The organism is Dokdonella fugitiva, from assembly GCF_014138265.1.
Classification (GTDB): domain Bacteria; phylum Pseudomonadota; class Gammaproteobacteria; order Xanthomonadales; family Rhodanobacteraceae; genus Dokdonella_A; species Dokdonella_A fugitiva_A.
On the sequence record NZ_JACGXL010000005.1, the window covers coordinates 22,843 to 43,407 of the forward strand.

28 protein-coding genes and 1 tRNA gene are annotated in these 20,565 nt (G+C 67.9%); 14 read left to right on the forward strand and 15 right to left on the reverse strand.

What is annotated here, in order from left to right; all coding sequences use genetic code 11:
* The first annotated feature begins 120 nt into the window (after positions 1–120).
* Positions 121–196 (forward strand) — tRNA-Phe (locus FHW12_RS14585).
* A gap of 200 nt (positions 197–396) precedes the next feature.
* Here FHW12_RS14585 and FHW12_RS14590 read toward each other — a convergent pair.
* The 3 genes from FHW12_RS14590 to FHW12_RS14600 are packed head-to-tail and all read right to left on the reverse strand — an operon-like array spanning position 397 to position 2,660.
* The gene (locus FHW12_RS14590) at positions 397–939 is read right to left on the reverse strand and encodes an RES family NAD+ phosphorylase (RefSeq protein ID WP_182531780.1); all 543 of its coding nucleotides are present in this window, start codon (positions 937–939) and stop codon (positions 397–399) included.
* A gap of 37 nt (positions 940–976) precedes the next feature.
* Positions 977–1,315, reverse strand: coding sequence for an antitoxin Xre/MbcA/ParS toxin-binding domain-containing protein (locus FHW12_RS14595; protein ID WP_182531781.1), 339 nt, complete (start codon positions 1,313–1,315; stop codon positions 977–979).
* A 40-nt stretch (positions 1,316–1,355) separates the two neighbouring features.
* Positions 1,356–2,660 carry a hypothetical protein gene (locus FHW12_RS14600; RefSeq protein WP_182531782.1) on the reverse strand — a complete coding sequence of 435 codons (1,305 nt, stop codon included), beginning with the start codon at positions 2,658–2,660 and terminating at the stop codon, positions 1,356–1,358.
* A 358-nt stretch (positions 2,661–3,018) separates the two neighbouring features.
* Here FHW12_RS14600 and FHW12_RS14605 point away from each other — a divergent pair, with 358 nt between their 5' ends.
* On the forward strand, positions 3,019–3,312 hold the full coding sequence (locus FHW12_RS14605) for a hypothetical protein (protein ID WP_182531783.1): 294 nt from the start codon (positions 3,019–3,021) through the stop codon (positions 3,310–3,312).
* A gap of 14 nt (positions 3,313–3,326) precedes the next feature.
* Here the strand turns inward: FHW12_RS14605 and FHW12_RS14610 are convergent, their stop codons facing one another.
* The 6 genes from FHW12_RS14610 to FHW12_RS14635 form a co-directional block, all read right to left on the reverse strand.
* Positions 3,327–3,971, reverse strand: coding sequence for an aquaporin (locus FHW12_RS14610; protein WP_182531784.1), 645 nt, complete (start codon positions 3,969–3,971; stop codon positions 3,327–3,329).
* Positions 3,968–4,405, reverse strand: coding sequence for an arsenic resistance N-acetyltransferase ArsN2 (gene arsN2 / locus FHW12_RS14615; RefSeq protein WP_182531785.1), 438 nt, complete (start codon positions 4,403–4,405; stop codon positions 3,968–3,970). Before arsN2 ends, FHW12_RS14610 begins: the two co-directional genes overlap by 4 nt.
* Complete coding sequence (locus tag FHW12_RS14620) at positions 4,402–4,887, reverse strand: arsenate reductase ArsC (protein WP_182531786.1); 486 nt, start codon at positions 4,885–4,887, stop codon at positions 4,402–4,404. Before FHW12_RS14620 ends, arsN2 begins: the two co-directional genes overlap by 4 nt.
* 5 nt (positions 4,888–4,892) lie before the next feature.
* Positions 4,893–5,363, reverse strand: a complete 471-nt coding sequence (locus FHW12_RS14625) for an ArsI/CadI family heavy metal resistance metalloenzyme (protein WP_182531787.1) — start codon at positions 5,361–5,363, stop codon at positions 4,893–4,895.
* On the reverse strand, positions 5,360–5,701 hold the full coding sequence (locus tag FHW12_RS14630) for an ArsR/SmtB family transcription factor (RefSeq protein ID WP_182531788.1): 342 nt from the start codon (positions 5,699–5,701) through the stop codon (positions 5,360–5,362). Before FHW12_RS14630 ends, FHW12_RS14625 begins: the two co-directional genes overlap by 4 nt.
* Before the next feature lie 749 nt (positions 5,702–6,450).
* Entirely contained in the window at positions 6,451–6,639 is a 189-nt protein-coding gene (locus FHW12_RS14635) for a hypothetical protein (RefSeq protein ID WP_182531789.1), read from the reverse strand.
* A gap of 238 nt (positions 6,640–6,877) precedes the next feature.
* On the opposite strand from FHW12_RS14635, the gene FHW12_RS14640 reads away from it, so the two are divergent.
* The 3 genes from FHW12_RS14640 to FHW12_RS14650 are packed head-to-tail and all read left to right on the forward strand — an operon-like array spanning position 6,878 to position 7,817.
* A complete protein-coding gene (locus tag FHW12_RS14640; RefSeq protein ID WP_182531790.1) occupies positions 6,878–7,228 on the forward strand; it encodes a hypothetical protein in 351 nt (116 codons plus the stop codon).
* A 2-nt stretch (positions 7,229–7,230) separates the two neighbouring features.
* Complete coding sequence (locus FHW12_RS14645; RefSeq protein WP_182531791.1) at positions 7,231–7,470, forward strand: hypothetical protein; 240 nt, start codon at positions 7,231–7,233, stop codon at positions 7,468–7,470.
* Positions 7,467–7,817 (forward strand): hypothetical protein, encoded by a 351-nt coding sequence (locus FHW12_RS14650; protein WP_182531792.1) that lies wholly within the window; start codon positions 7,467–7,469, stop codon positions 7,815–7,817. The genes FHW12_RS14645 and FHW12_RS14650 overlap by 4 nt, the downstream gene beginning before the upstream one ends.
* Positions 7,818–7,908: 91 nt before the next feature.
* On the opposite strand, the gene FHW12_RS14655 is transcribed toward FHW12_RS14650, so the two are convergent.
* From FHW12_RS14655 to ftsY, 4 genes are read right to left on the reverse strand one after another with little or no spacing between them, the layout of a single operon-like run.
* A complete protein-coding gene (locus FHW12_RS14655; protein ID WP_182531793.1) occupies positions 7,909–8,181 on the reverse strand; it encodes an oxidative damage protection protein in 273 nt (90 codons plus the stop codon).
* Positions 8,178–9,224, reverse strand: coding sequence for an A/G-specific adenine glycosylase (mutY, locus tag FHW12_RS14660; protein ID WP_182531794.1), 1,047 nt, complete (start codon positions 9,222–9,224; stop codon positions 8,178–8,180). The genes FHW12_RS14655 and mutY overlap by 4 nt, the downstream gene beginning before the upstream one ends.
* Positions 9,221–9,898 (reverse strand): hypothetical protein, encoded by a 678-nt coding sequence (locus FHW12_RS14665; RefSeq protein WP_182531795.1) that lies wholly within the window; start codon positions 9,896–9,898, stop codon positions 9,221–9,223. The genes mutY and FHW12_RS14665 overlap by 4 nt, the downstream gene beginning before the upstream one ends.
* A complete protein-coding gene (gene ftsY, locus FHW12_RS14670) occupies positions 9,891–11,066 on the reverse strand; it encodes a signal recognition particle-docking protein FtsY (protein ID WP_182531796.1) in 1,176 nt (391 codons plus the stop codon). Before ftsY ends, FHW12_RS14665 begins: the two co-directional genes overlap by 8 nt.
* 67 nt (positions 11,067–11,133) lie before the next feature.
* Between ftsY and rsmD the strand changes: the two genes are divergently transcribed.
* The 8 genes from rsmD to FHW12_RS14710 all read left to right on the forward strand — a co-directional run bounded on the left by rsmD (position 11,134) and on the right by FHW12_RS14710 (position 17,144).
* Positions 11,134–11,721: a 16S rRNA (guanine(966)-N(2))-methyltransferase RsmD gene (rsmD, locus tag FHW12_RS14675; RefSeq protein ID WP_182531797.1), complete on the forward strand. Its 588-nt coding sequence runs from the start codon at positions 11,134–11,136 to the stop codon at positions 11,719–11,721.
* A 23-nt stretch (positions 11,722–11,744) separates the two neighbouring features.
* A complete protein-coding gene (gene coaD / locus FHW12_RS14680; RefSeq protein ID WP_182531798.1) occupies positions 11,745–12,260 on the forward strand; it encodes a pantetheine-phosphate adenylyltransferase in 516 nt (171 codons plus the stop codon).
* 7 nt (positions 12,261–12,267) lie between these two features.
* Positions 12,268–12,777, forward strand: coding sequence for a hypothetical protein (locus FHW12_RS14685; protein WP_182531799.1), 510 nt, complete (start codon positions 12,268–12,270; stop codon positions 12,775–12,777).
* A 60-nt stretch (positions 12,778–12,837) separates the two neighbouring features.
* Positions 12,838–13,083, forward strand: coding sequence for a YfhL family 4Fe-4S dicluster ferredoxin (locus FHW12_RS14690; protein ID WP_182531800.1), 246 nt, complete (start codon positions 12,838–12,840; stop codon positions 13,081–13,083).
* 161 nt (positions 13,084–13,244) lie between these two features.
* On the forward strand, positions 13,245–14,930 hold the full coding sequence (ggt, locus tag FHW12_RS14695; protein WP_220484481.1) for a gamma-glutamyltransferase: 1,686 nt from the start codon (positions 13,245–13,247) through the stop codon (positions 14,928–14,930).
* A gap of 158 nt (positions 14,931–15,088) precedes the next feature.
* Complete coding sequence (locus FHW12_RS14700) at positions 15,089–15,952, forward strand: MBL fold metallo-hydrolase (protein WP_182531801.1); 864 nt, start codon at positions 15,089–15,091, stop codon at positions 15,950–15,952.
* On the forward strand, positions 15,952–16,653 hold the full coding sequence (locus FHW12_RS14705) for a TMEM43 family protein (protein ID WP_182531802.1): 702 nt from the start codon (positions 15,952–15,954) through the stop codon (positions 16,651–16,653). Before FHW12_RS14700 ends, FHW12_RS14705 begins: the two co-directional genes overlap by 1 nt.
* 92 nt (positions 16,654–16,745) lie before the next feature.
* A complete protein-coding gene (locus FHW12_RS14710; RefSeq protein ID WP_182531803.1) occupies positions 16,746–17,144 on the forward strand; it encodes an MAPEG family protein in 399 nt (132 codons plus the stop codon).
* A 255-nt stretch (positions 17,145–17,399) separates the two neighbouring features.
* Here the strand turns inward: FHW12_RS14710 and FHW12_RS14715 are convergent, their stop codons facing one another.
* Positions 17,400–17,936: an NUDIX hydrolase gene (locus FHW12_RS14715; protein ID WP_182531804.1), complete on the reverse strand. Its 537-nt coding sequence runs from the start codon at positions 17,934–17,936 to the stop codon at positions 17,400–17,402.
* 73 nt (positions 17,937–18,009) lie between these two features.
* Here FHW12_RS14715 and FHW12_RS14720 point away from each other — a divergent pair, with 73 nt between their 5' ends.
* Positions 18,010–19,488: a hypothetical protein gene (locus tag FHW12_RS14720; protein WP_182531805.1), complete on the forward strand. Its 1,479-nt coding sequence runs from the start codon at positions 18,010–18,012 to the stop codon at positions 19,486–19,488.
* Positions 19,489–19,674: 186 nt separating this feature from the next.
* Here the strand turns inward: FHW12_RS14720 and FHW12_RS14725 are convergent, their stop codons facing one another.
* A complete protein-coding gene (locus FHW12_RS14725) occupies positions 19,675–20,565 on the reverse strand; it encodes a 5'-3' exonuclease (RefSeq protein ID WP_182531806.1) in 891 nt (296 codons plus the stop codon).

Genomic DNA, 20,565 nt, shown 5'->3' on the forward strand with positions numbered 1-20,565 from the left:
GCGGCGTCACGGCTCCCGCGTCCGCGACCCTCGTACCAACCCTTGACGTCGCCCCCGCGTGCGGCTTTAATACGCGGCCCCGCTGCAGTCCGTTCGGACCGCACGCATGCAAGACATCCTGGCCGGGTAGCTCAGTTGGTAGAGCAGGGGATTGAAAATCCCCGTGTCGGCGGTTCGATTCCGTCCCCGGCCACCATTGCATTCCCTTAGCGTCTCTTTGGCAGGATGCTCTCGCGCCGGCCGCGTGTACGCGTTAGCTATGCCATGTCCGGGCAGCTGGTCGCTAGGAGTACGGCTTCCCACACCGTGGTTCGTAAGGTGCTCTGGTCCGGTTTTTGGCAATTTGCCGAGCACTCGAAGGCGACATTTCGCGCAACTAGCGCAAGTGTGGCCTTTTCAGGAATCGATGTCGGACGGCAGCTCCCATCGATTGTTCGCCTTGCACCATTCCTGCCAATTCACTTGGCGCGGCTCACCGACAAGGTCAAGCTGCGCCTTTAAGGCGCCGTTCTCAAATAGGATCAAGTTGTCGCAGTTCCAGCGCGCCGATGGAACGATGAGTCCATCGTTATCTAGAAATGCGACAGCAGATCCGATTTCTTGTGTATGGGTGTAGTCCAACTCGCCAAAGCGATCGAGGTCAACGCCCAGCACTTTCAAGTCGGCGCGAATCAATTTCAGCGTCTGAGTCGCAGACACCCTCAACGTGTGCAGGACGACGGGCTTCGACGGCCGTGGATTCATCAAGCTCCAATGGTGAGCGACCTCCGCGATTGCTCCGTCCGGTTCCAGGCTCGTATAGAGAGCCGGATAGTCGTCCTTCGGTGCCCATCGACCGCCCCACGCAGAGTAGGCCGTCGGGTCTAGGTTCATTCGTGTGGCTCGGTAGACCTGCCCCTCGAAAGGTTCGGTCTTGAATGCAGCCAGCTTGTCGAGCAACTCTAGGTCGTGAATCAAGCTTCCGCCCTCTCACGCGTTAAACAAAAACGCCTGCCTTGAGCCTCTCGATTACGTCAATAACGGCATCAGCCTTGCCCTCTTGAATCAGGTCGGCAGGACTGTTCCCGCCTAACAACTTCTGCCGAGAGAACAGCCATAGCCGAGCTTCTTTAGGCTCGTAGATGTCCGAAAGCTCGTCCACGATGTACTCCAAGGCGAGCAGATTTTTTTGCGCATCAGGTCGCGGGAATGCTTTCCCTTGATTCCAGCGAGATACCGTTTCCGGCCTAGCGCCCAATAGGTTTGCCACGTCTACGGAACGCATGGCACTTTTTGTCTGGATCGAATCCAGTTTCCGTGCGATAGCGTTACTCATGATGGGTTCTTGCGTTCAAAACGCCTCCAATTGGAATAAATCAACGACCGCCACGACTTTCGCGGACCACCCTGGTTTCGGGAATTACTGCATACGAACGCGGCGGTGCCTTTTCCAACAGCTTGCCGAGTGCTACGCGCAAGTTGTCCAAGCGTTTGCGGTTGGCCTGTAATTTGGTGCTCAGTTTTTCATCGCCCACGGACTGCGAGGCCGCCTGCAGGGCCTTGTCCGTCGCTGGACGCAAGTTCTTGTCGAGAAATTGATGTGCGCGGATCGCTTCGGGAAACTGACCCAGCTCAGCAACTTCCTGCATGCGCTGCACCAAGTAGTGCCGCTTCGGATCCATCAACATGTCCTTGACCCCGCGTTTGCAGCAATGCGTATCGCGGCATGCGAACGCCGCCTTCGCCTGAGGGCTTGCGTTAAGCAGTAGCTCTGCTTCCTTCGAGCTCAACATGGCGTCAATGCCGGGTATGTATACCGGCATAGTCGGCGTGAACGGCGTCGAATTACTGGTACTACGTAGGTGGCCGGAGTCGAACTTCTCGAACACACCGATGCCATGTGCAATGCCACCTACAGCACCAAACGCCATCAGCGCCAAACCGACCTTGCCGCCAATGCAATCGGCAACCAGCTTGCGGCCGAGCTGGTGGAAATCAGCCGCGCCAGCGATGAAGTTCTTGACCGCAGTGGGGGTCGCATGAGCCCCCTGAAGGCCATCAATCTTCAGCCAAATGGCATCGGCTTTGATATTGATCAGCGCGTTGATCACATGTGCTCGCATGTGTGACGTTCTAAGAATCTCGTAGCTGATTGCGAGCGGGTAAATAAGCGGAATGTGACGCCCGTTGTTCTGATCGAGGTATTCGCGCAGCCGACGTGTGGAATCTACGTCAATCGCCAGCCATGGGTCATCGAACGCACGCAGCAAATGCGTCGGCGCCAATACTTCCGTGTAGCCGTGTTGCAAGGTGTGATCTCCGATCGCGGCGATCAGTCGGCGCCCTGTCATGCCTTGAAAGTCGCCAGGCAGATGCATGCGCTCCTTGTCTGCCCAAGGAAGCTTTGCCAAGTTCTTGGTATAGCCACCCGGCAATGCGAGCTGCATGGCCTTGGTATCGAGAATGGTGTCGAGCCGATTTGCGAGCACTTGCTCCTTGAGTTCCTTGTGCCTGTCCTCTTGAGCGGCGTCGAACACTACGCCGAAACAACCGGTGTCTCCGGCTGCGATCAGATTCATGAGCGCCAAGTGGTCATTGCGACCGGCGCGCAAATAGAGGGCGAGCGGCTCCGGGGCAGGCCGGACGGCCCGCGGCTGCAAGTGACTCACATTGCTGCGCATCACGTCCCTCGCTTTTCGGATGGTATGTACTGAAGTGACTATAGCATTGACATTTGCATTGCGCAATTAATTGACGCCGGCCTAGGCGAGTTACCTACCCTGCTGATATATATGCTTTATTCAACTTGCGCGAGGCGGCGCTGGCCGCGAGCCGCCGTAAGCGACGCGCGCACTTAGTCTGCTCAGATTGTGGCGCCGCCTGCATCGGCGCAGCATAGACGGCGTGTGGTATCGATGGGGCACGAGGGGGTTACCGGGCGCACCTGAGGCGGCGTATACGAATGAATCTTGTGGCGCATGCGGAGGCAGAGCAAACTGGTGGAGGCGAACACGCGCGGCGCGCCGCTCAGGGGCTTCGATGGGCAATATAGAAAAGGTTTTGGCTGGCATCATCGCGTTCGACGCGGCGCGCCTTGTCGATGCGAATCGGGCCCTCGTCGAGGCGGGACTCGTGGAGGTCGACCTCGAACCTCGCGATGACGATGCTTCTTGCCCGAAGCATGACGACTTGACGATGTATCGCGTGCTCGTCGATCGACCAATCGGGACGCAGGCGGAAATGTTTCAGTGGGTGGATCGCGTCAGCGCGGTGATCGAGCCCATAGTAGGGCGCATGCACAACTGTATGGGCGGCACGAACGTGCGGGACTAACCGGGTCAGATTACCTACAATGCCGTCTTGCGCGCCGCCCACACCGCAACCCCCGCACCGAACACCTCCGCCACGACGAACATCGGCACGCTCTGCGGCGCGATCCCCGCGAACGAATCGCTGAACATGCGCCCGAACGTGGCAGCAGGGTTGGCGAACGACGTCGACGAGGTGAACCAGTACGCCGCGCCGATGTAGGCGGCGACGAGCGCGGCGACTTTCTCCTTCGGTGCGCGCAGCACGACGAGCAGCAGGCCGGCGGTCGCGACGGCTTCGCCGAGCCAGAGGCCCAAGCCGGTGCGCGCGTGGGCCGACCACTGCAGCACGCGCAGGTCGAACATCGCGTTGGCGAGCCAGGCGCCCGCGGTGGCACCGGCGGCTTGTGCAATGAGGTACGGCGCGATCTCGCGTCGTTCGTGATGTCCGCGCACGGCGAGTGCGGCCGTCACGAGCGGGTTCATGTGCGCGCCGCTGATCGGGCCGGCGATCTCGATGAGCACGTAGAGGATCGCGATCGTCGCGCCGGTATTCGCGAGCAGCGCGATCGCCGCGTTGCCGCCGGCGAGGCGCTCGCCCATGATGCCGGAGCCGATCACCGCGCAGAGCAGCACGGCGGTCGCGACGAATTCCGCGACGAGGCGACCGCGCAGGCGCGTCACAGCGCGACGGCCATGCAGGTGGCGGACGCGGGGCAGATCGAGCGGAACTCCGCGCTGTCGCGCACCGCGGACGGCGCGTCGTCGCGATCGATCGTCGCGTAGCCGAGGCGCGCGAAGAACGGCGCGGCGGTCTGCGTGAGCAGCACGAGGCGCACGACGCCCGCCGCGCGAGCGCGTGCTTCGAGCGCGCGCACGAGCTGCGTGCCGAGGCCGCTGCCTTTCATCGCGGGCTGCACGACGAGCGAGCGCAGCAGGCCGCTGTCGCCGTGGCGTTCGATGCCGACGACGCCGACGAGCGCGTCCGCGTCGTCGGCGACGAGGAACTCGATCGGGCTCTGCTCGAGATCGGCAGTCGGCAGCCGGGCGGCGTCGAGCAGCGCGACGATCGCCGCGCGGTCGACTGCGAGTGCGGGACGGATCGCGGGCTGCGTCATGGCGTCTTGCCGATCTCGTGCAGCCGTGCCTGCGTCGACAGGCGATCGAGCTTGTCGAGCGGCAACGCGAGCAGCAGTTCGACGCGTCGCCGCAGCGTCGTCATCGCGGCGAGGTACGCGCGGCGCTTGGTTTCGTCGTCGCCTTCGACCGCCGCGGGATCGGGCACGCCCCAGTGCGCGGACGCGGGATGACCCGGCCAGATCGGGCAGGTCTCGGCGGCCGCGTTGTCGCACACGGTGATCACGAAATCGATCGTGGGTGCGCCGGGTGTCGCGAATTCGTCCCAGCTCTTGCTGCGCAGGCGATCGGCCGGATAGCCGAGTTCCATCGCGAGCTCCGCGGCGATCGGCTGCACGCGCCCCGCGGGCTGGCTGCCCGCGCTGTACGCGGCGAAGCGCCCCTGGCCGAGCGTGCCGAGCAGGGCTTCGGCGAGGATGCTGCGCGCGGAATTGCCGGTGCAGAGGAACAGTACGTTGCGCATGGCAATCAACCGCAGCGCGACGTCGAGGCGGGGCCGCAGCAGGCTGCCTTGGTTTCCTTCACGACCGGCGCCGGTCCGCGGCACGCCGCGTCGTCGGTCGGTGCGAAGTAGGTGGTTGCTTCGCCGTGCGTCTGGAACGTTTCCCAGCGCAGGCCCTGCGGATCCTCGGACCAGTATTTGTCCGAGCGCGCGTAGCAGCAGGTCGTGCCGGTTTCGGCGAGCTTGATCGCGTCGGCCGCGGCGAGGCGCGCGCCGATCTCGGCGAGTTCGTCGGCGGATTCGGCCTGCAGGCCGAGGTGATCGACGCCGGCGACGCGGTCGCGACGCGAGATCGCGAAGTTGATGCGCGGGTCCTCGAGCATCCATTTCGCATAGTCGGGCTTCACCACGGCCGGCGTGGTCGCGAACAGCTTCGAGTAGAACGCGATGCTGGCGTCGAGGTCGGTGACGTTCACGTGTACATGGAAACGTTTCATGGCTTGCTTCTCCGCGTGGGTTTCGGTGCGCAGCCGCGCTCGGGCGTGCAGGCATCGCCGGCGCAGCAGTTTTCGGTGAGGTAGGCGAGCAGGGCGTTCATCCGAGCGTAGTCGGCGCGGACGCGGATCACGCGACCCTGGCGCTCGTCGCTGACGAGCCCGGCCGCGCGCAGCACGTTGAGGTGCGCGGTGAGCGTCGCGGGTGGAAGCTCCAGCTGGTCGCGCAGTTCGCCGACCGACAGCCCGTCCTCCCCGGCCTGCACGAGGCTGCGGTACGCGGCCAGTCGCGAGGCATGGCTGAGCGCTCCAAGGGCGGTGACGGCGTGATCGGCATCCATGAATCGATAATTCCAGAATTATGGAAGTGTGTCAACGGGCCCCGCCGAAAGCGGTCGATCGGCGTGCGACCGACGACGCGGCCGCGTCACGCGTGCAGCGTGACCTTGCACTCGCGAAGCCGTGGGTTCGACCGTTGCATGGTTCGGTTGGAATGCTGCACGCCAGGCTTGAACCGTTGCACCAGCGCGGTGCAGCAGCGAAGCAAAAACTTCGACTCACGCACGAAAAAGATGGAACCGTCGAACGGGGAGCATCGACTATTCCAAGGTTCGCCCTCGACGCATGCATCGTCCGCGTGCACCGATGCACGAAAAAGATCGACGCGTGCACGCCGAGCATGGACGCGCGCATGTCCGGCGTGCGACGTCGCAGCAAAAAGCTTCGATGCGTCGGAGTGGAACCTTGCAACGTCGAACGAATGGGTTGCGCGCGTGGACGTCGACCATGCAACGCTCGAACCCGTTGGATCAACGCTGCACCCGCGTGGTGCAGCGGTCGATCTTCTTGATGGAACGCCCGAAGTTTTTCGTGCGAAGGTCCAGGGTCAGGCCTGCGTGCATGCAGCCGATACGTGCTCGAACGCACGGCGCGCATGGACGCGCCGATGCGAGCGCCGCATCGACGGACGGGAACGGCTCGAGGAAGGTTGCGGCCGCTTCGCGCGGCGAGCTCGCGCGAGGTCGAGCGCAACCCCGTGGATCATCGCCCGATGAACATGTCGGGCGCATCCACGGATCGCGTCACGCACTCAACGGGCGAGACGAACCTTGCCCGCCGGCCTTTCGTACGGACGCGGGGCGGGGACCGGTACGAGACGGCGCACGGGCCAGCCCTCGTTCTCGGCGATCGCGATCGCCTGTGCGAGCGCGGGATCGCTGGCGAACGGAAGCACGGGTCCGCACAGGCTCACGTAGCGGTGCTGCTTCTCGCGGTTCATGAACGGAATTCCTTCATGCCGAGCATCGGCATCGATCACTGTACTCCCAAGCCGGGGAAGGGGTCCGCGCGTGCTATGATGCACGCCTCCCTCCCGCTCTTTCCTGCCGCGGAACGCAGCGAACGCCGGTTGATCCACGCGCAGTTCGCGCCCTGGTCGCATCGACCTGACTGTTCCCTGGTGGCATCGCCACCTTGCGCCTGATCTCGCAAGTTCCACGAGATAGGACCGTATGGACATGCAAGCTTCCCAACAGCGCCGCATGCGCTGCTTCGCGACATTCGAAACGTCCGCGCCGGCCGACGACATCCGACTGCTGCTGCTCTCCGAATCGACCTGCATCGGCGCCGAGATCCATCGATCGCAGGATTCACCCGCGAACGCGGACTGGTTCGACATCTATGCCGACGAGAACCACCTCGAGAACGCGTTCCACTCGACCGCTTCGGTCCTGATCGCGCTCGATTCCGCGGCGGATCGCGGCCTGTTGCGCGACTTCCGCGTGCTCTCGGGTTCGCGCCTTTCGAAGGCCGGAGCACGACGGCCGCGCTGGAAATCGTGCACGCACTACCGCAGCCGGAGGAACTGAGCATGGACGTACATGCATTGATCTGGAACTTCGCCGAGGACCGCCTCCCGCGCACGGGCACGATGGTCTACTTCGCTCCGTGCGACGACCGTCGCATGCTGAACGGACGGTTCGCGAACGGCGGCTTCAACGACCTCGCGTCGGGGGATTTCTACGCGCCTCGCAGCGTCGACCGCTGGCGCGCCGAACCCCGCAGTGCCACGCATGTCCTGCATCGTCGTCGCCCGTCGGATCGCCCATGAAGCTCTCGACGAATCCGGACGGCGGCTGGCAGGCGGTGGCGGTGTTCGAAGTCGAATCGGATGCCGCGGTCGCGGTGGACGCGTTCGTCGTGCAGTTCGACGACGACGTCGATCGCACGAGCACGTGCAAGCTGGTCCGCGCCGCCGATGCCCCGCGCGGCTATTGCTGGTTCGAAGCGCTGCTCGACTTCGGTTCCGGTGAATGGCGCGCGATCCGCCGCGCTTCGGCGCTGATCAGCGGTCTCGAGCGCGCGCGCCTGCCGGGCTACCGGCTGCTCGCGGGGCGCGAATGGATCGGCCTCGCCGCGATGCAGCGGCAGCACGAAGCCGAGGCGATGACGAGGTAGGCACGCCGTCGGCGCTTCCCGAGCGCTGGTCGCCGTGATCGTGCGCCGCACGCGGCGACGAGCGAGGTTTCCGCGGCCGCCGTCACCCGCGTCACGCGTCGGGCGCGACGTACCCCACGGGCTTGTCCGATCCGTCGCCGAAGAAATACTTCTCCATCTCAGCAGCGATGAATGCGCGCGTCTTCGGCTCGAGCGGGTTGAGGCGGTTCTCGTTGATGAGCATCGTCTGGTGCGCGAGCCACGCGGCCCAGGCTTCCTTCGATACGTGCTCGTAGATGCGCTTGCCGAGTTCGCCCGGCCACGGCGCGAAGGCGAGGCCTTCGGCGTCGCGGTCGAGTTTCACGCAGTGCACGGTGCGCGTCATCGTGATTCCTCCAGTTGCATGAGCAGTTTGCGCACCGGCGCGGGCAGGCCGAGCGCGTCGTAGTCGCTCGCGGCGTGCCAGCGCGCGTCGGCGTCGGCGACGCGCGTCGCGCGCGCATCGTCGAACAGCAAGGGCGTGACGTCGAGTCGATAGTGGCTGAACGTGTGCACGAACGGCGCGAGCGCGCGCGACGTCGGCGCGCTCACGCCGTGGCGCTCGAGCAGGCGCGCGGCGGCGTCGCCGGCGTCGTCGACCTCGGGCAGGCTCCACAGGCGCGCCCACACGCCGGTCGGCGGCCTGCGTTCGAGCAGCACGCGGCCGTCCGCGTCGCGCACGACGAGCATGGTCGTGCGACGCGTCGGCACGTCGCGTGGCGGCTTCGGCTGCGGCAGCACTGCAGTGAGATGGTCGCGGCGCGCGACGCAGCCGTCGGCGACCGGGCAGTCCGCGCAGCGCGGCCGGCTGCGCGTGCAGACGGTCGCACCGAGATCCATGATCGCCTGCGTGTAGTCGGCGACGCGCGTCGCCGGCGTGTGTTCGTCCGCGTGCGTCCACAGGATGCGCTGGGTCGCGGTCGAGCCCGGCCAGCCGGACACGCCGTGCCATCGCGCGAGCACGCGCTTGACGTTGCCGTCGAGGATCGCATGGCGCGCACCGAGCGCCTGCGCGAGGATCGCCGCCGCGGTGGAGCGGCCGATGCCGGGCAGGGCGGCGAGCGCGTCGACGTCGCGCGGCAGCTCGCCGCCGTGGTGTTCGATGCACAGCTGCGCGGTGCGATGCAGGTTGCGCGCGCGGCTGTAGTAGCCGAGGCCGGACCACAGCGCGAGCACGCGATCCTCGCCCGCCGCGGCGAGCGCGGCGAGGTCGGGCAGCGCGGCGACGAAGCGCTCGAAGTACGGGATCACCGTGCGCACCTGCGTCTGCTGCAGCATGATCTCGCTGAGCCAGACGCGGTACGGCGTGCGCGGATGCTGCCAGGGCAGGTCGCGGCGGCCGTGGCGGTCGTACCAGGCGAGCAGCGCGTCGGCGAACGTATCGCTCATCGCGACGCCGGTGCGGGCTCGTCGCGCACCTCGACCTGGATGCCTTCGATGCGCGTCTCGCCGACCTGCATGGCGTCGACGTGCACGCTGCCGGCGACCGGCGGCACGAGTTCGCTGCCGGACGGATCCCAGCCGCGCAGCCACGCGACGAGATCCGCGCGGTTGGCCAGGTCGATCGTCACGCCTTCGGCGATCGGCTGCCCCGCGCGCAGCACGCGACCGTCCTCGACGTGCAGTGCGAAGCGCACGTCGGGCAGCGGTGCCTGCGACGGCGGAAGCGCGGCGAGCCATGCGTGCAGCGCATCGAGGTCGAGCACGGGTCGCACGAGTTCGACGCGTTCGATCTCGAGCTGCGGCGACCACAGGCTGCGCCACGGCAGCGCCGCGCGCAGCGCATCCGCGTGCAGCACGCGCGTGCCGCCGGCGACGAGTTCGGGTCGTGGCAGCACCGCGCGCAGGCCGGGCAGGAACGCGTAGCCGCCTTCGCCGCCGAGCCGCAGTTCCGCGCCCAGGTCGCTGCGCACGCGCTCGACCAGCAGCGCGGTGATGCGCTGCGGTCGCGTGTAGCGGTGCACGAGGAATGCGCCGGCCGCGCCGAGCACGAGCAGGGCGAGCAGGAGGCGCAGCCACCCGCGCCGGCGGCGCGGCGGTCGCGCCGGCGACGCCTCAGCCATGGCCGCCGAGCGAAGCGGGCAGCAGGCCGTCGACGAACGCGTTCGCCTCGAACACGCGCAGGTCCGCCGCGCGCTCGCCGAGGCCGACGTAGCGGATCGGCAGGCCGAACTCGCGCGCGAGCGCGAACACGACGCCGCCCTTCGCGGTGCCGTCGAGCTTGGTCACGACCAGGCCCGTCACGCCGATCGCTTCGCGGAACGTGCGCACCTGGTTGATCGCGTTCTGCCCGGTGGTGCCGTCGATGACGAGCAGCACTTCGTGCGGCGCCTCGGGATCGATCTTGCCGAGCACGCGACGGATCTTCGCGAGCTCGTCCATGAGGCCGGCCTGCGTGTGCAGGCGGCCCGCGGTGTCGGCGATCAGCACTTCGGTGCCGCGCGAGCGCGCGGTCTGCAGCGCATCGAAGATCACGCTGGCCGAGTCGGCACCCGAGCCCTGCGCGATCACGCTGACCGCGTTGCGCGTGCCCCAGGTCTGCAACTGCTCGACCGCCGCCGCGCGGAAGGTGTCGCCCGCGGCGAGCAGCACGCTGCGGTATTCGTTCTTGTAGCGATGCGCGAGCTTGCCGATCGTGGTCGTCTTGCCGACGCCGTTGACGCCGACGGTGAGGATCACGAACGGCTTGCGCCCGCCGGCGCCGACGTCGAGCGGCTGCTCGACCGGCTTGAGGCGCGCGACGAGGTCGGCGCGCAGCGCATCGAGCAGCGCGCCCGCGTCGGCGAACTCGCGCTTGCCGACGCGGCGGCGCAGGTCGTCCATGAGGTCGGTCGTCGTCGCGACGCCGACGTCGGCGGTGAGCAGGCAGGTCTCGAGTTCGTCGAGGAACGCGTCGTCGAGCAGCGGATGGCGCTTGAAGATCGAGGCGAGCCCGCGCGCGAAGCCGCTGCCGGCGAGGCGGTCGCGCCAGCTGCGCCGCGCCGGCGCTTCGTCTTCGTCGGCCGCGGCGGCTGCGTCGGCGGGGTCGCCGTCGCTGAGCGCACCGCCAGCGTCGTCGGCGTATGCGTCGGCTCCGGCGATGTCCGTCCCGCCGCCGGCGATCGCATCGATCGCGGCCTCGTCGAGCGGCGGCGCGGGCGCCGTCGCAGCCGCATCGGCGGCCACCGACGCAGGCACCGGCGGCGTGGCCTGGTCCGCGGCCGGCGGCTTCTTCTTCCAGAACTTCAGCATCGCGGGTGAATTGGGCGAAAATGCGGATCGACAATGCTAACACCCGGGCGTCGACGACACCGTGCCGATGCGCAATCCCCCCTCGAAATCCGCCGGTGCCGTGCGCATCGTCGCCGGTCGCCTGCGCGGCTCGCGCCTCGCCGTGCCCGAGCGCGAAGGCCTGCGGCCGACACCCGACCGCGTGCGCGAGACGCTGTTCAACTGGCTCATGCCGTACCTGCCGGGGATGCGCTGCCTCGACCTCTACGCGGGCACCGGCGCGCTCGGCATCGAAGCACTCTCGCGCGGCGCCGACGCCTGCACGTTCGTCGAGCGCGACCGCGAACTCGCCCGCGCGCTCGCCGACAACCTCGCGCGGCTGCGCGTGCCCGGCGCCGAGGTCGCCAACGCGGACGCGGCCGGCTGGCTCGCCGGGCCGGCGCGGCCGTTCGACCTCGTCTTCCTCGATCCGCCGTTCGACGCGAACCTCTGGCAGGGCGCGGCGGCGCTGCTGGAAAGCCGCGGCTGGCTCGCCGACGGCGGCTTCGCCTACGTCGAATCGCCGCGCGAGGCGCGCCTGGAACTGCCGCCGGCATGGGCGCCGCACCGCGAGGGTTTCGCCGGCGCGGTGCGCTACGCACTCTATCGCCGCTCCGGGGCGGTTCCGCTAAGCTAGCGGCCATTTCGCAGGGACGGCCCATGCCTACCACGCAGCAGCGCGCGCGCATCGCGGTGTATCCGGGCACGTTCGATCCGATCACGAACGGCCATATCGACCTCGCCAGCCGCGCGGCGCCGCTGTTCGACCGCCTCATCGTCGCGGTCGCCGACAGCTCGACCAAGGGCCCGGCGTTCGACCTCGCGATGCGCATCGACCTCGCGCGCACCGCGCTCGGCGGCCTCGCCAACGTCGAGGTGCGCGGGTTTTCCTCGCTGCTCGCCGATTTCGTCGAGGAGATCGGTGCGGGCGTGATCCTGCGCGGCCTGCGCGCGGTGTCGGACTTCGAGTACGAATTCCAGCTCGCGAGCATGAACCGGCACCTGATTCCCGCCGCGGAAACGCTGTTCCTCACGCCCGCGGAGCAATACAGTTTCATCTCGTCCTCGCTGGTGCGCGAGATCGCGCGCCTCGGCGGCGATGTTTCCGGATTCGTCCATCCGGTCGTGCAACAGGCGCTGCGCACGCGCTATCTCAGTTCGACAACCAAGAGGTGATTCCACCATGCGCAAGATCCTTCCGATCGTAGCCCTCGCCGTCGCCGCGACGCTGTCGCTCGGTGCGTGCAGCTCGGGCGAGCAGGCCGCGGTCCCGGCCGCCGAGCAGAAGCCCGCGATCCCGCCGATGCCGGCCAATCCGACCGACAAGAACGCGTGGAAGCAGTACCTGGTCGCGGTCGTCACCGCGAACATGCAGGGCGTCAAGAGCAATCACCCGTACATGTACTTCGTGCCGGGCGGCGACGACGACGCGTCGAAGTCCGATCGCAACAACCAGCTCGAGAACGTCAAGACGGTCGTCTCGCGCGGCGTGCTGCCGGGCAACATGATGGCGTTCGGCGGTCCGGACTCGAAGCTGACCTCGGGCCTCATCATCGAAGCGTTCAAGGACGCCACGCCGGGTTCGTTCAAGGACGTCGTGGTGCTCTTCGTCGGCGCGACCGCCGAAGGCGCGGCGGTCAAGCTCGCGCTCGATCCGACCGGCGCGGACGTGCGCTTCGTCGAAGCCAAGTAAGAGCGTCGCGCGGACCCGGGGCCGCACGCGCGGCCCCGGATCGCACGTCGACCATCCCGCATGTCACTCAAGATCACGGACCAGTGCGTCAACTGCGACGTCTGCGAGCCGGTCTGTCCGAACAAGGCGATCAGCCTCGGCAGCGAGTTCTACGAGATCGCGCCGAACCTGTGCACCGAATGCGTCGGCCACCACGACGAGCCGCAGTGCGTGATCGTGTGCCCGGTCGAATGCATCATCTCCGACCCGGAACACCCGGAGTCGCGTGAAGCGCTGCTCGCGAAATACGAACGCCTGACGGGTTGAATCGCGGCGGATCGCGCCGCATCGTGTCGATGTCGCGCGATGCGGCGGCACGCGCCGTGCGCGTACCGCGCTGCGCGCGTGCGGTCGTGCGACGCGCCGGCCGCTTTGCCCGCGACCGCGGGAATGACGCAGAATCCGAAACCCCGGGCGAGGAACACTCCATGAACCGTCGTTGGAAGCAGGTCGTCCTCGCCGCGCTGGTCGCTCTCGCCTGCAGCGGCGCGTCGGCGGCGGACAAGCCGAGCCACGCGGCGATCGCGAGCGCGCACACGCTGGCGACGCAGGCGGGATTCGAGGCGCTCGAGATGGGCGGCAACGCGTTCGACGCCGCGGTCGCGGTCGCGTCGACGCTGTCGGTGGTCGAACCACAGAGTTCGGGCATCGGCGGCGGCGGCCTGTTCCTGCTGCGGCGCGCCTCGGACGGCAAGGAAGTCATGCTCGACGCGCGCGAGACCGCGCCGACCGCGGTCGATCCGAAGGACTACCTCGACGCGAAGGGCCAGCCCGATCGCGACCACGCGCTCAACGGCCCGCTGTCCGCGGCGATCCCGGGCGAGCCGGCGGTGCTGGTCAAGCTCGCGAAGGAGTACGGCAAGCTGCCGCTGTCGAAGTCGCTCGCGCCGGCGATCCGCATCGCGCGCGACGGCTTCCAGCCCGATCCGCGCGCGATCCGCGCGATCGCGCGCCAGCGCGACATGCTGATGCGCTGGCCGGCGTCGGCCGCGCTCTACCTCGTCGACGGCGCACCGCCGAAGGACGGCTGGACCTTGCGCCTGCCCGACCTCGCTCGCGTGCTCGAAGCGATCGCGCGCGACGGCGACGACGGCTTCTATCGCGGCGACGTCGCCCGGCGCCTCGTCGCGGGCGTGCGCGACGCCGGCGGCCGCTGGAGCGAGGACGACCTCGCGAAATACGAGGTCAAGGAACGCGCGCCGATCACGTTCGAGTACCGCGACTGGCACATCGTCACTGCGCCGCCGCCGTCGTCGGGCGGCATCGCGCTCGCCGAGATGCTCAACATCCTCGGCGGCTACGACCTCGGCAAGCTCGATCGCACGCACCGCGTGCACCTCGCGGTCGAAGCGATGCGCCGCGCCTACCGCGATCGCGCCGAGTACCTCGGCGACCCCGATTTCGTGAAGATGCCGGTCGCCGAACTCACCAACCCGCTTTATGCGGCCGGGCTGCGCGCGTCGATCCATCCGGACAAGGCGACGCCGAGCGACATGCTGCCCGGCTACATGGCGCCGCCGGAGAGCATGCATACCTCGCATTTCTCGATCATCGACCGCGACGGCAACCTCGTCTCCGGTACGCAGACGGTCAACACGACGCTCGGTTCGAAGTTCGTCGTCGCCGGCACCGGCTTCGTGCTCAACAACGAGATGGATGACTTCGCACTCGTCGCCGGCAAGCCGAACGCGTACGGCCTGCTCGGCAACGACAACAACGCGCCGAAGCCGGGCAGCCGCCCGCTGTCGTCGATGACACCGAGCTTCATCGTCGGCAAGGACCGCATCGGCGTGATCGGCACGCCCGGCGGCAGCTACATCATCACGATGGTGCTCGAAGGCATCCTCGCCTTCGTCGAGGGCGAGACGCCGGAGAAGATCGTCGCGCTGCGCCGCTACCACCACCAGTACATGCCCGACGTGGTCGAGGCGGAAGTGGGTGCGTTCACGCCCGCGGAGAAGGCCGCGCTCGAAGCGATGGGCCACACCGTCAACGTCGCCGCGGGCACGTGGCCGTTCGGCTTCATGAACGTCGTGAGCTGGAACCGCCACACCGGCGAGATGCACGCGGGCTCCGACCCGCGTGGCGACTCGGGCAGCGGGATTGTCAAATAGGGATTGTCAAATAGACTGCGGCCGAGCGCCGTGTATTCCCGTGGGAGCGGCGGAAGCCGCGATGCTCTTCAGCCCTCAGCCCTCGGCCCTCGAGAAGCATCGCGGCTTCCGCCGCTCCCACAGAAGCATCGCCGCCAACGCACGCACGGGCATTCGAAATGAAACTCTGGTCCATCCTCGGCAACTCGCAGAAGCTCGACGGCGGCGCGATGTTCGGCAACGTGCCGCGCGCGATGTGGGAGCACTGGATCGCGCCCGACGCCGACAATCGCATCCCGCTCGCTTGCCGCGCGCTGCTCGTCGAGGGGCTCAACGGCAAGACCGTGCTGTTCGAGACCGGCATCGGCGCGTTCTTCGAACCGAAGATGCGCGAGCGCTTCGGCGTGGTCGAGGATCGCCACGTCCTGCTCGATTCGCTGCGCGCGGCCGGGTTCTCGCACGAGGACATCGACGCGGTGGTCGTCTCGCACCTGCACTTCGACCACGCGGGCGGCCTGCTCGCGCCGTGGGAGGCGGGCAAGGCGCCGACCCTGCTGTTCCCCAATGCGACCTACGTCGTCGGCGAGGAATGCTGGCAGCGCGCGACGCATCCGCATCCGCGCGACCGCGCCTCGTTCATCGCCGAACTGCAGCCGCTGCTCGAAGCGTCGGGCCGCCTCGAGCGCGTGCAGGGCACGCATTCGCTGACCCTCGGCATGCAGGTGCGCTTCGGCTATTCGAACGGCCACACGCCCGGCCTCATGCTCGCGGAGATCACGACGCCGAGCGGCGCCATCGTGTTCTGCGCCGACCTGATCCCGGGGCGCCCGTGGGTACACCTGCCGATCACGATGGGCTACGACCGCTATCCGGAACTGCTCATCGACGAGAAGCGCGCGTTCCTCGAGGACAAGCTCGCGCGCGACGTACGCCTGTTCTTCACGCACGACGTCGGTTGCGCCTGCGCGCACGTGACGCGCGACGAGAAGGGGCGCTTCGGCACGCGCGGCGAAGTCGCCGAACTCGTCGGCGAGGCCGCCTGATGGCGCGGCGCGGGCGTCGTTCCGGCGGCAGGCCGTCGCTGCTGCTCGTCCTCGTCGCCGTGCTCGCGGCCGGCGCCGCCGTCGTCTGGTGGCTGCGCCACCATCCGCACGCGATGCCGACCCTGCCTGCGCCGGACAAGCCGGGGCCGGCGAGCCTTGAGCGCGTCGATGCGCGCAACGAGGGACGCGAGATCGAATTGAGCGGGCCGCTGCGCGTGACGCGCCCCGCACGCGACGGCGCGCTGGCGATCCAGGCCGACGCGGTCATGCTGCTGCGCGACGTGCAGATGCTGCAATGGCAGGAGCAGTGCGCGGGCACGCAATGCCGCTACGCGCTCGAATGGTCGCCGCACCGGATCGACTCGCACGCGTTCCGCGAGGTCGCCGGCCATCGCAACGATGCGCCGTTCCCGTTCTCGGCCGAATCGTTTCCCGCGGGCGAGGTGCGCCTCGGTGCGTACGCGATCGACGCGAGCCTCGCCGCCGCGGGCGCGGCGGCGCAGCCCTATCCGGTATCGACCGCGCGCCTGCCGCCGAATCTCGCGGCAACGTTCCGCGACTGCGACGGCGCGCTCTGCACCGGCGATCCGAAGCATCCTGCCGCGGGCGACCTGCGCGTCGCCTACCGCGTCATCCCGGCCGGATCGCGCAGCCTGAGCGGCGTGCAGCAGGACGGACGCCTGCGCGCGGCGAAGCGCTGATCGGTCGAGGATCGCGACACGGCGGTCGTCGCCCGGTGTGACGCGCGCGGCGCGCGCGTGTACCGTAGCTGCCCAGCCACGAGGGGACGACCATGCACATCACCGGAATCTATGCCGCGCTCGCGACCCTGCTCGTGCTCGTGCTGGCCCTGCGCACGTCGCTCGGCCGCCACGGCAAGCGCATCTCCACCGGCGACGGCGGCGACCACGACATGTTCCTGCGCATCCGCGCGCACGCGAACGCGATCGAGAACCTGCCGCTCGCGCTGCTCCTGCTCGGCCTGCTCGAATGGAACCAGACCGCACCGCTGTGGCTGCACGTCTGCGGCTGCGTGCTGCTCGCCGGCCGCGTGCTGCACGCGCTCGGCATGTCGATTCGTGCGTTCGAGGGCGTCGGCCGCGTCACCGGCATCGCCCTCACCTGGGGCGTCATGGCCGCGATGGCGGTCCTGCTGCTGTGGCAGTGGCTGGTGTTCGCTTCGATCCGCTGATGTGGGGAGGGCGGAAAGATCGAAAGATTGAAACACGAAGGACACGAAGGACACGAGGGAAAAGAAAGATCGAGAAAAGAGCTTGAAACACGGAGCACACGGAGAAAGCAGGGCAAGGAGAGCTTTTCATATTTCGAAAGCTTTTCCTCCGTGTGCTCCGTGTGCTCCGTGTTTCAATCTCTGAATCTTTGCTTTCCTTCGTGTCCTTCGTGTCCTTCGTGTTTCAATCTTTCGCTCTTGCTAGCTCTTGCCAAATCACCGCGCGAACAGCGCCGCATGGTCGAGCATGTACAGGCCCGCGAACATCTTCGGGTCGATCGAGTAGCCCGCGTTGATCTTTTCGATCAGCCATGCGGCGGCCTCGCGGCGCGGCACTTCGTGCACGGTGATCTCTTCGGTCTCGTCGCCCCCACCTTGCTCGACGCGGACGAGGTCGCGCGCGTGGACGAACGCGAGGATCTCGTTGCTCATGCCGGCCGAGGTCGGCCCGGCCATGAGGAAGTCGATGCGGCCGGCGCGGTAACCGGTCTCCTCGACGAGCTCGCGATGGGCGGCGTCGACCGCGCTCTCGTCGGCGCTGCTGGCGACGTCGCCGACGAGGCCGGCCGGCATCTCGATCGTCATGCACTCGATCGCGGGGCGATACTGTTCGACGAACAGGATGCGCTCCTCGGGCGTCACCGCGATGATCATGACGCCGCCGCCCGGATTGGTACGCTCGGCGTATTCCCAGCGGCCGCGGCGCTTGAGGCGCAGCCACTTTCCGTTGCAAAGGGTTTCCGTTTCGGTCATTGTAGGCGGCTTTCCTGAAACTTATCAGGGCGTTGGCGGTCTGTGACCGCCCCACCCCCGCGAGGTACGCACGATGATCAAGCGCCGCATTCTATGCGCATTCACCTTCGCCTTCGTGGCGAATTGCACGTTCGCGCAGGAACCGGCGGCCGTCCCGCGCGGGCTCGACCCCGCCGCGCTGACCCAGGCGGACATCGCCAAGGCGACGACGCCGGCCTCGCTCGTGCGCCTCGCCGCGATCTACAAGGAAAAGGGCGACTTCGAGCACCTCGAATGGACCCTCGAGCGCCTCGGCACGCTGCTGCCGAACAGCGGCGAGATCAAGTTCGCCCTGGCCAAGACCTACGCCCTGCGCGACGAGAAGGCGAAGACCTACGACCTGCTGCTGGCGATGCAGAAGCAGGGCTATGCCTACGACATCGCCAACGACCCCGACTTCGCCAAGGTCAAGGAAACGAAGGTGTGGTCCTACATCCTCGACCGCTACGCCGAAACGGCGAAGCCGAGCGGCGACGGCAAGCTCGCGGCGACCTTGCCCGGCGGCGACCACCTCTACGACGCGATCGCCCACGACGCCAAGCGCGACAAATTGCTCGTCGGCAGCGTGCGCGACGGCCGCATCCAGCTGCTCGGCAAGGACGGCAAGCTCACCGACTTCATCAGCCCTGGCGCCGACAACGGCCTGTGGAGCGTGTACGCGCTCGCCACCGCGCCCGACGAGGACGCGCTGTACGTCGCGAGCACCTCGTCGGTGTATTTCAAGGAATTCAACCAGGCCGACTTCGGCAAGGCCGGCGTGTTCAAGTTCCAGTTGTCGACCGGCAAGCTGCTCGCCAAGTACCTGCTCACGCCGGACGCGAAGCCGCGCACGCTGTCGAGCATCGCGGTCGGCAAGGGCGGCGCCGTGTTCGTCGCCGACGGCTTGCGCAACATCATCTACCGCGTCGACGGCGACACCCTCAAGCCGACCGTCGCGAACCCGAAGCTCACGAGCGTGCGTGGCCTCGCGGTCAGCGGCGACGGCCGCAAGCTGTACTTCTCCGACTACGCGCTCGGCGTGTTCGGCGTCGACCTCGCCGCGGGCACCGGCTTCGACCTCGTCTACGATCCGACGAAGCTGCCGCTCGGCGGCGTCGACGGCCTCGCCTGGTACGACGGCACGCTCGTCGCCGTGCAGAGCGGCATGGCGCCCAAGCGCGTGATCCGCCTGCGCCTCGACGACGACGGCCGCACGGTGTCGCGCGCAGTCATCCTCGATTCGGGCAAGCCGGAGTTCGCGCTGCCGACGGTCGGCACGGTCGACGGCGACGGCTTCTACTTCATCGCGAACAGCCAGCGCGCCGGTTACGACTCGTACGGCAACCCGAGCGACCCGTCGAAGCTCGAGGCGGTGAAGATCTACCGCAGCAGCCTGCTCACGTCGTGGGACCAGGGTGGCGCACCCGCCAAGCCCGCCGCACCGGCCAAGCCGGCGGTGATCAGCGTGTCCAAGCCTGGCGGCGGCGCGTTCTCGAACGTCGACGGCGGCTCGCAGTCGGTCACCGGCAACTGACGCACGGCGGTACGCGCGACGCGCGTGCCGCCTCGCATCCCATGGGAGCGGCGGACGGTGGGAGCGGCGGAAGCCGCGATGTTTTTCGAGGGCCGAGGGCGGGCCGAAGCGCATCGCGGCTTCCGCCGCTCCCACGTTCATTCACCGCCCATCATCACGCGCCGGACGTGACGGCGCCCCGCAGTCTCAGCCGCCGCCGGTCAGCGCCCGCACGCGGGCGCGCGTGAGCGGGCCGAAGCGCATGCGTTCGAACAGCTCGTCGATCGCGCCGTCGAGCGGCTTGCGCCGGTAGTCGTCGGCACTCGCGGGCACCGGCGCATCGAGCGCGATGCCGGTCAGCGAACGCGACAGGCGCGCCAGGTCCGCGTGTTCGCGCAGGCGCATCGACGCGGCCGCAGCGCCGCGCGTGCGCAGGAACGCGACCTCGTCGGCGCGCGCGAGCAGCGCGTCGAGCGTGCCGAAGTGGTGCAGCAGGATCGCCGCGGTCTTCGCGCCGATGCCGGGCACGCCGGGGATGTTGTCGACCGCGTCGCCGGTCAGCGCGAGGTAGTCCGCGACCTGGTGCGGATGCACGCCGAGGCGCGACTTCACGCCCGCGCTGTCCCAGCGCTGGTTGCGCGCGGGGTCCCATTGTTCGTCGCCGCCGTCGATGAGCTGGCCGAAATCCTTGTCGGCCGACACGATGACGCCGCGGAAACCGGCCTCGCGCAGGCGCGCGAGCGCGCTGCCGATGAGGTCGTCCGCTTCGTACTGGCCGTCGCTGAGCACGGTCGTGCCGAACGCGCGCGCGACCGCCTTGCAACCGGCGAACTGGCGCATGAGGTCTTCCGGCGCGGCCGGCCGGTTCGCCTTGTAGGCGGGATAGAGCGCATTGCGGAACGAGGTGTTGAGCGACTCGTCGAACGCGACCGCGATGTGGGTCGGGCGCGCGCGCTCGAGCAGGTCGAGCAGGAAGCGCGCGAAGCCGTGCACCGCATGCACGGGATGACCGTCCGCGTCCTCCGCGTCGGGCACCTGCGCGAACCACGCGCGGCAGACGTACAGGCTGCCGTCGACGAGATGGACGGTGTCGGCCAT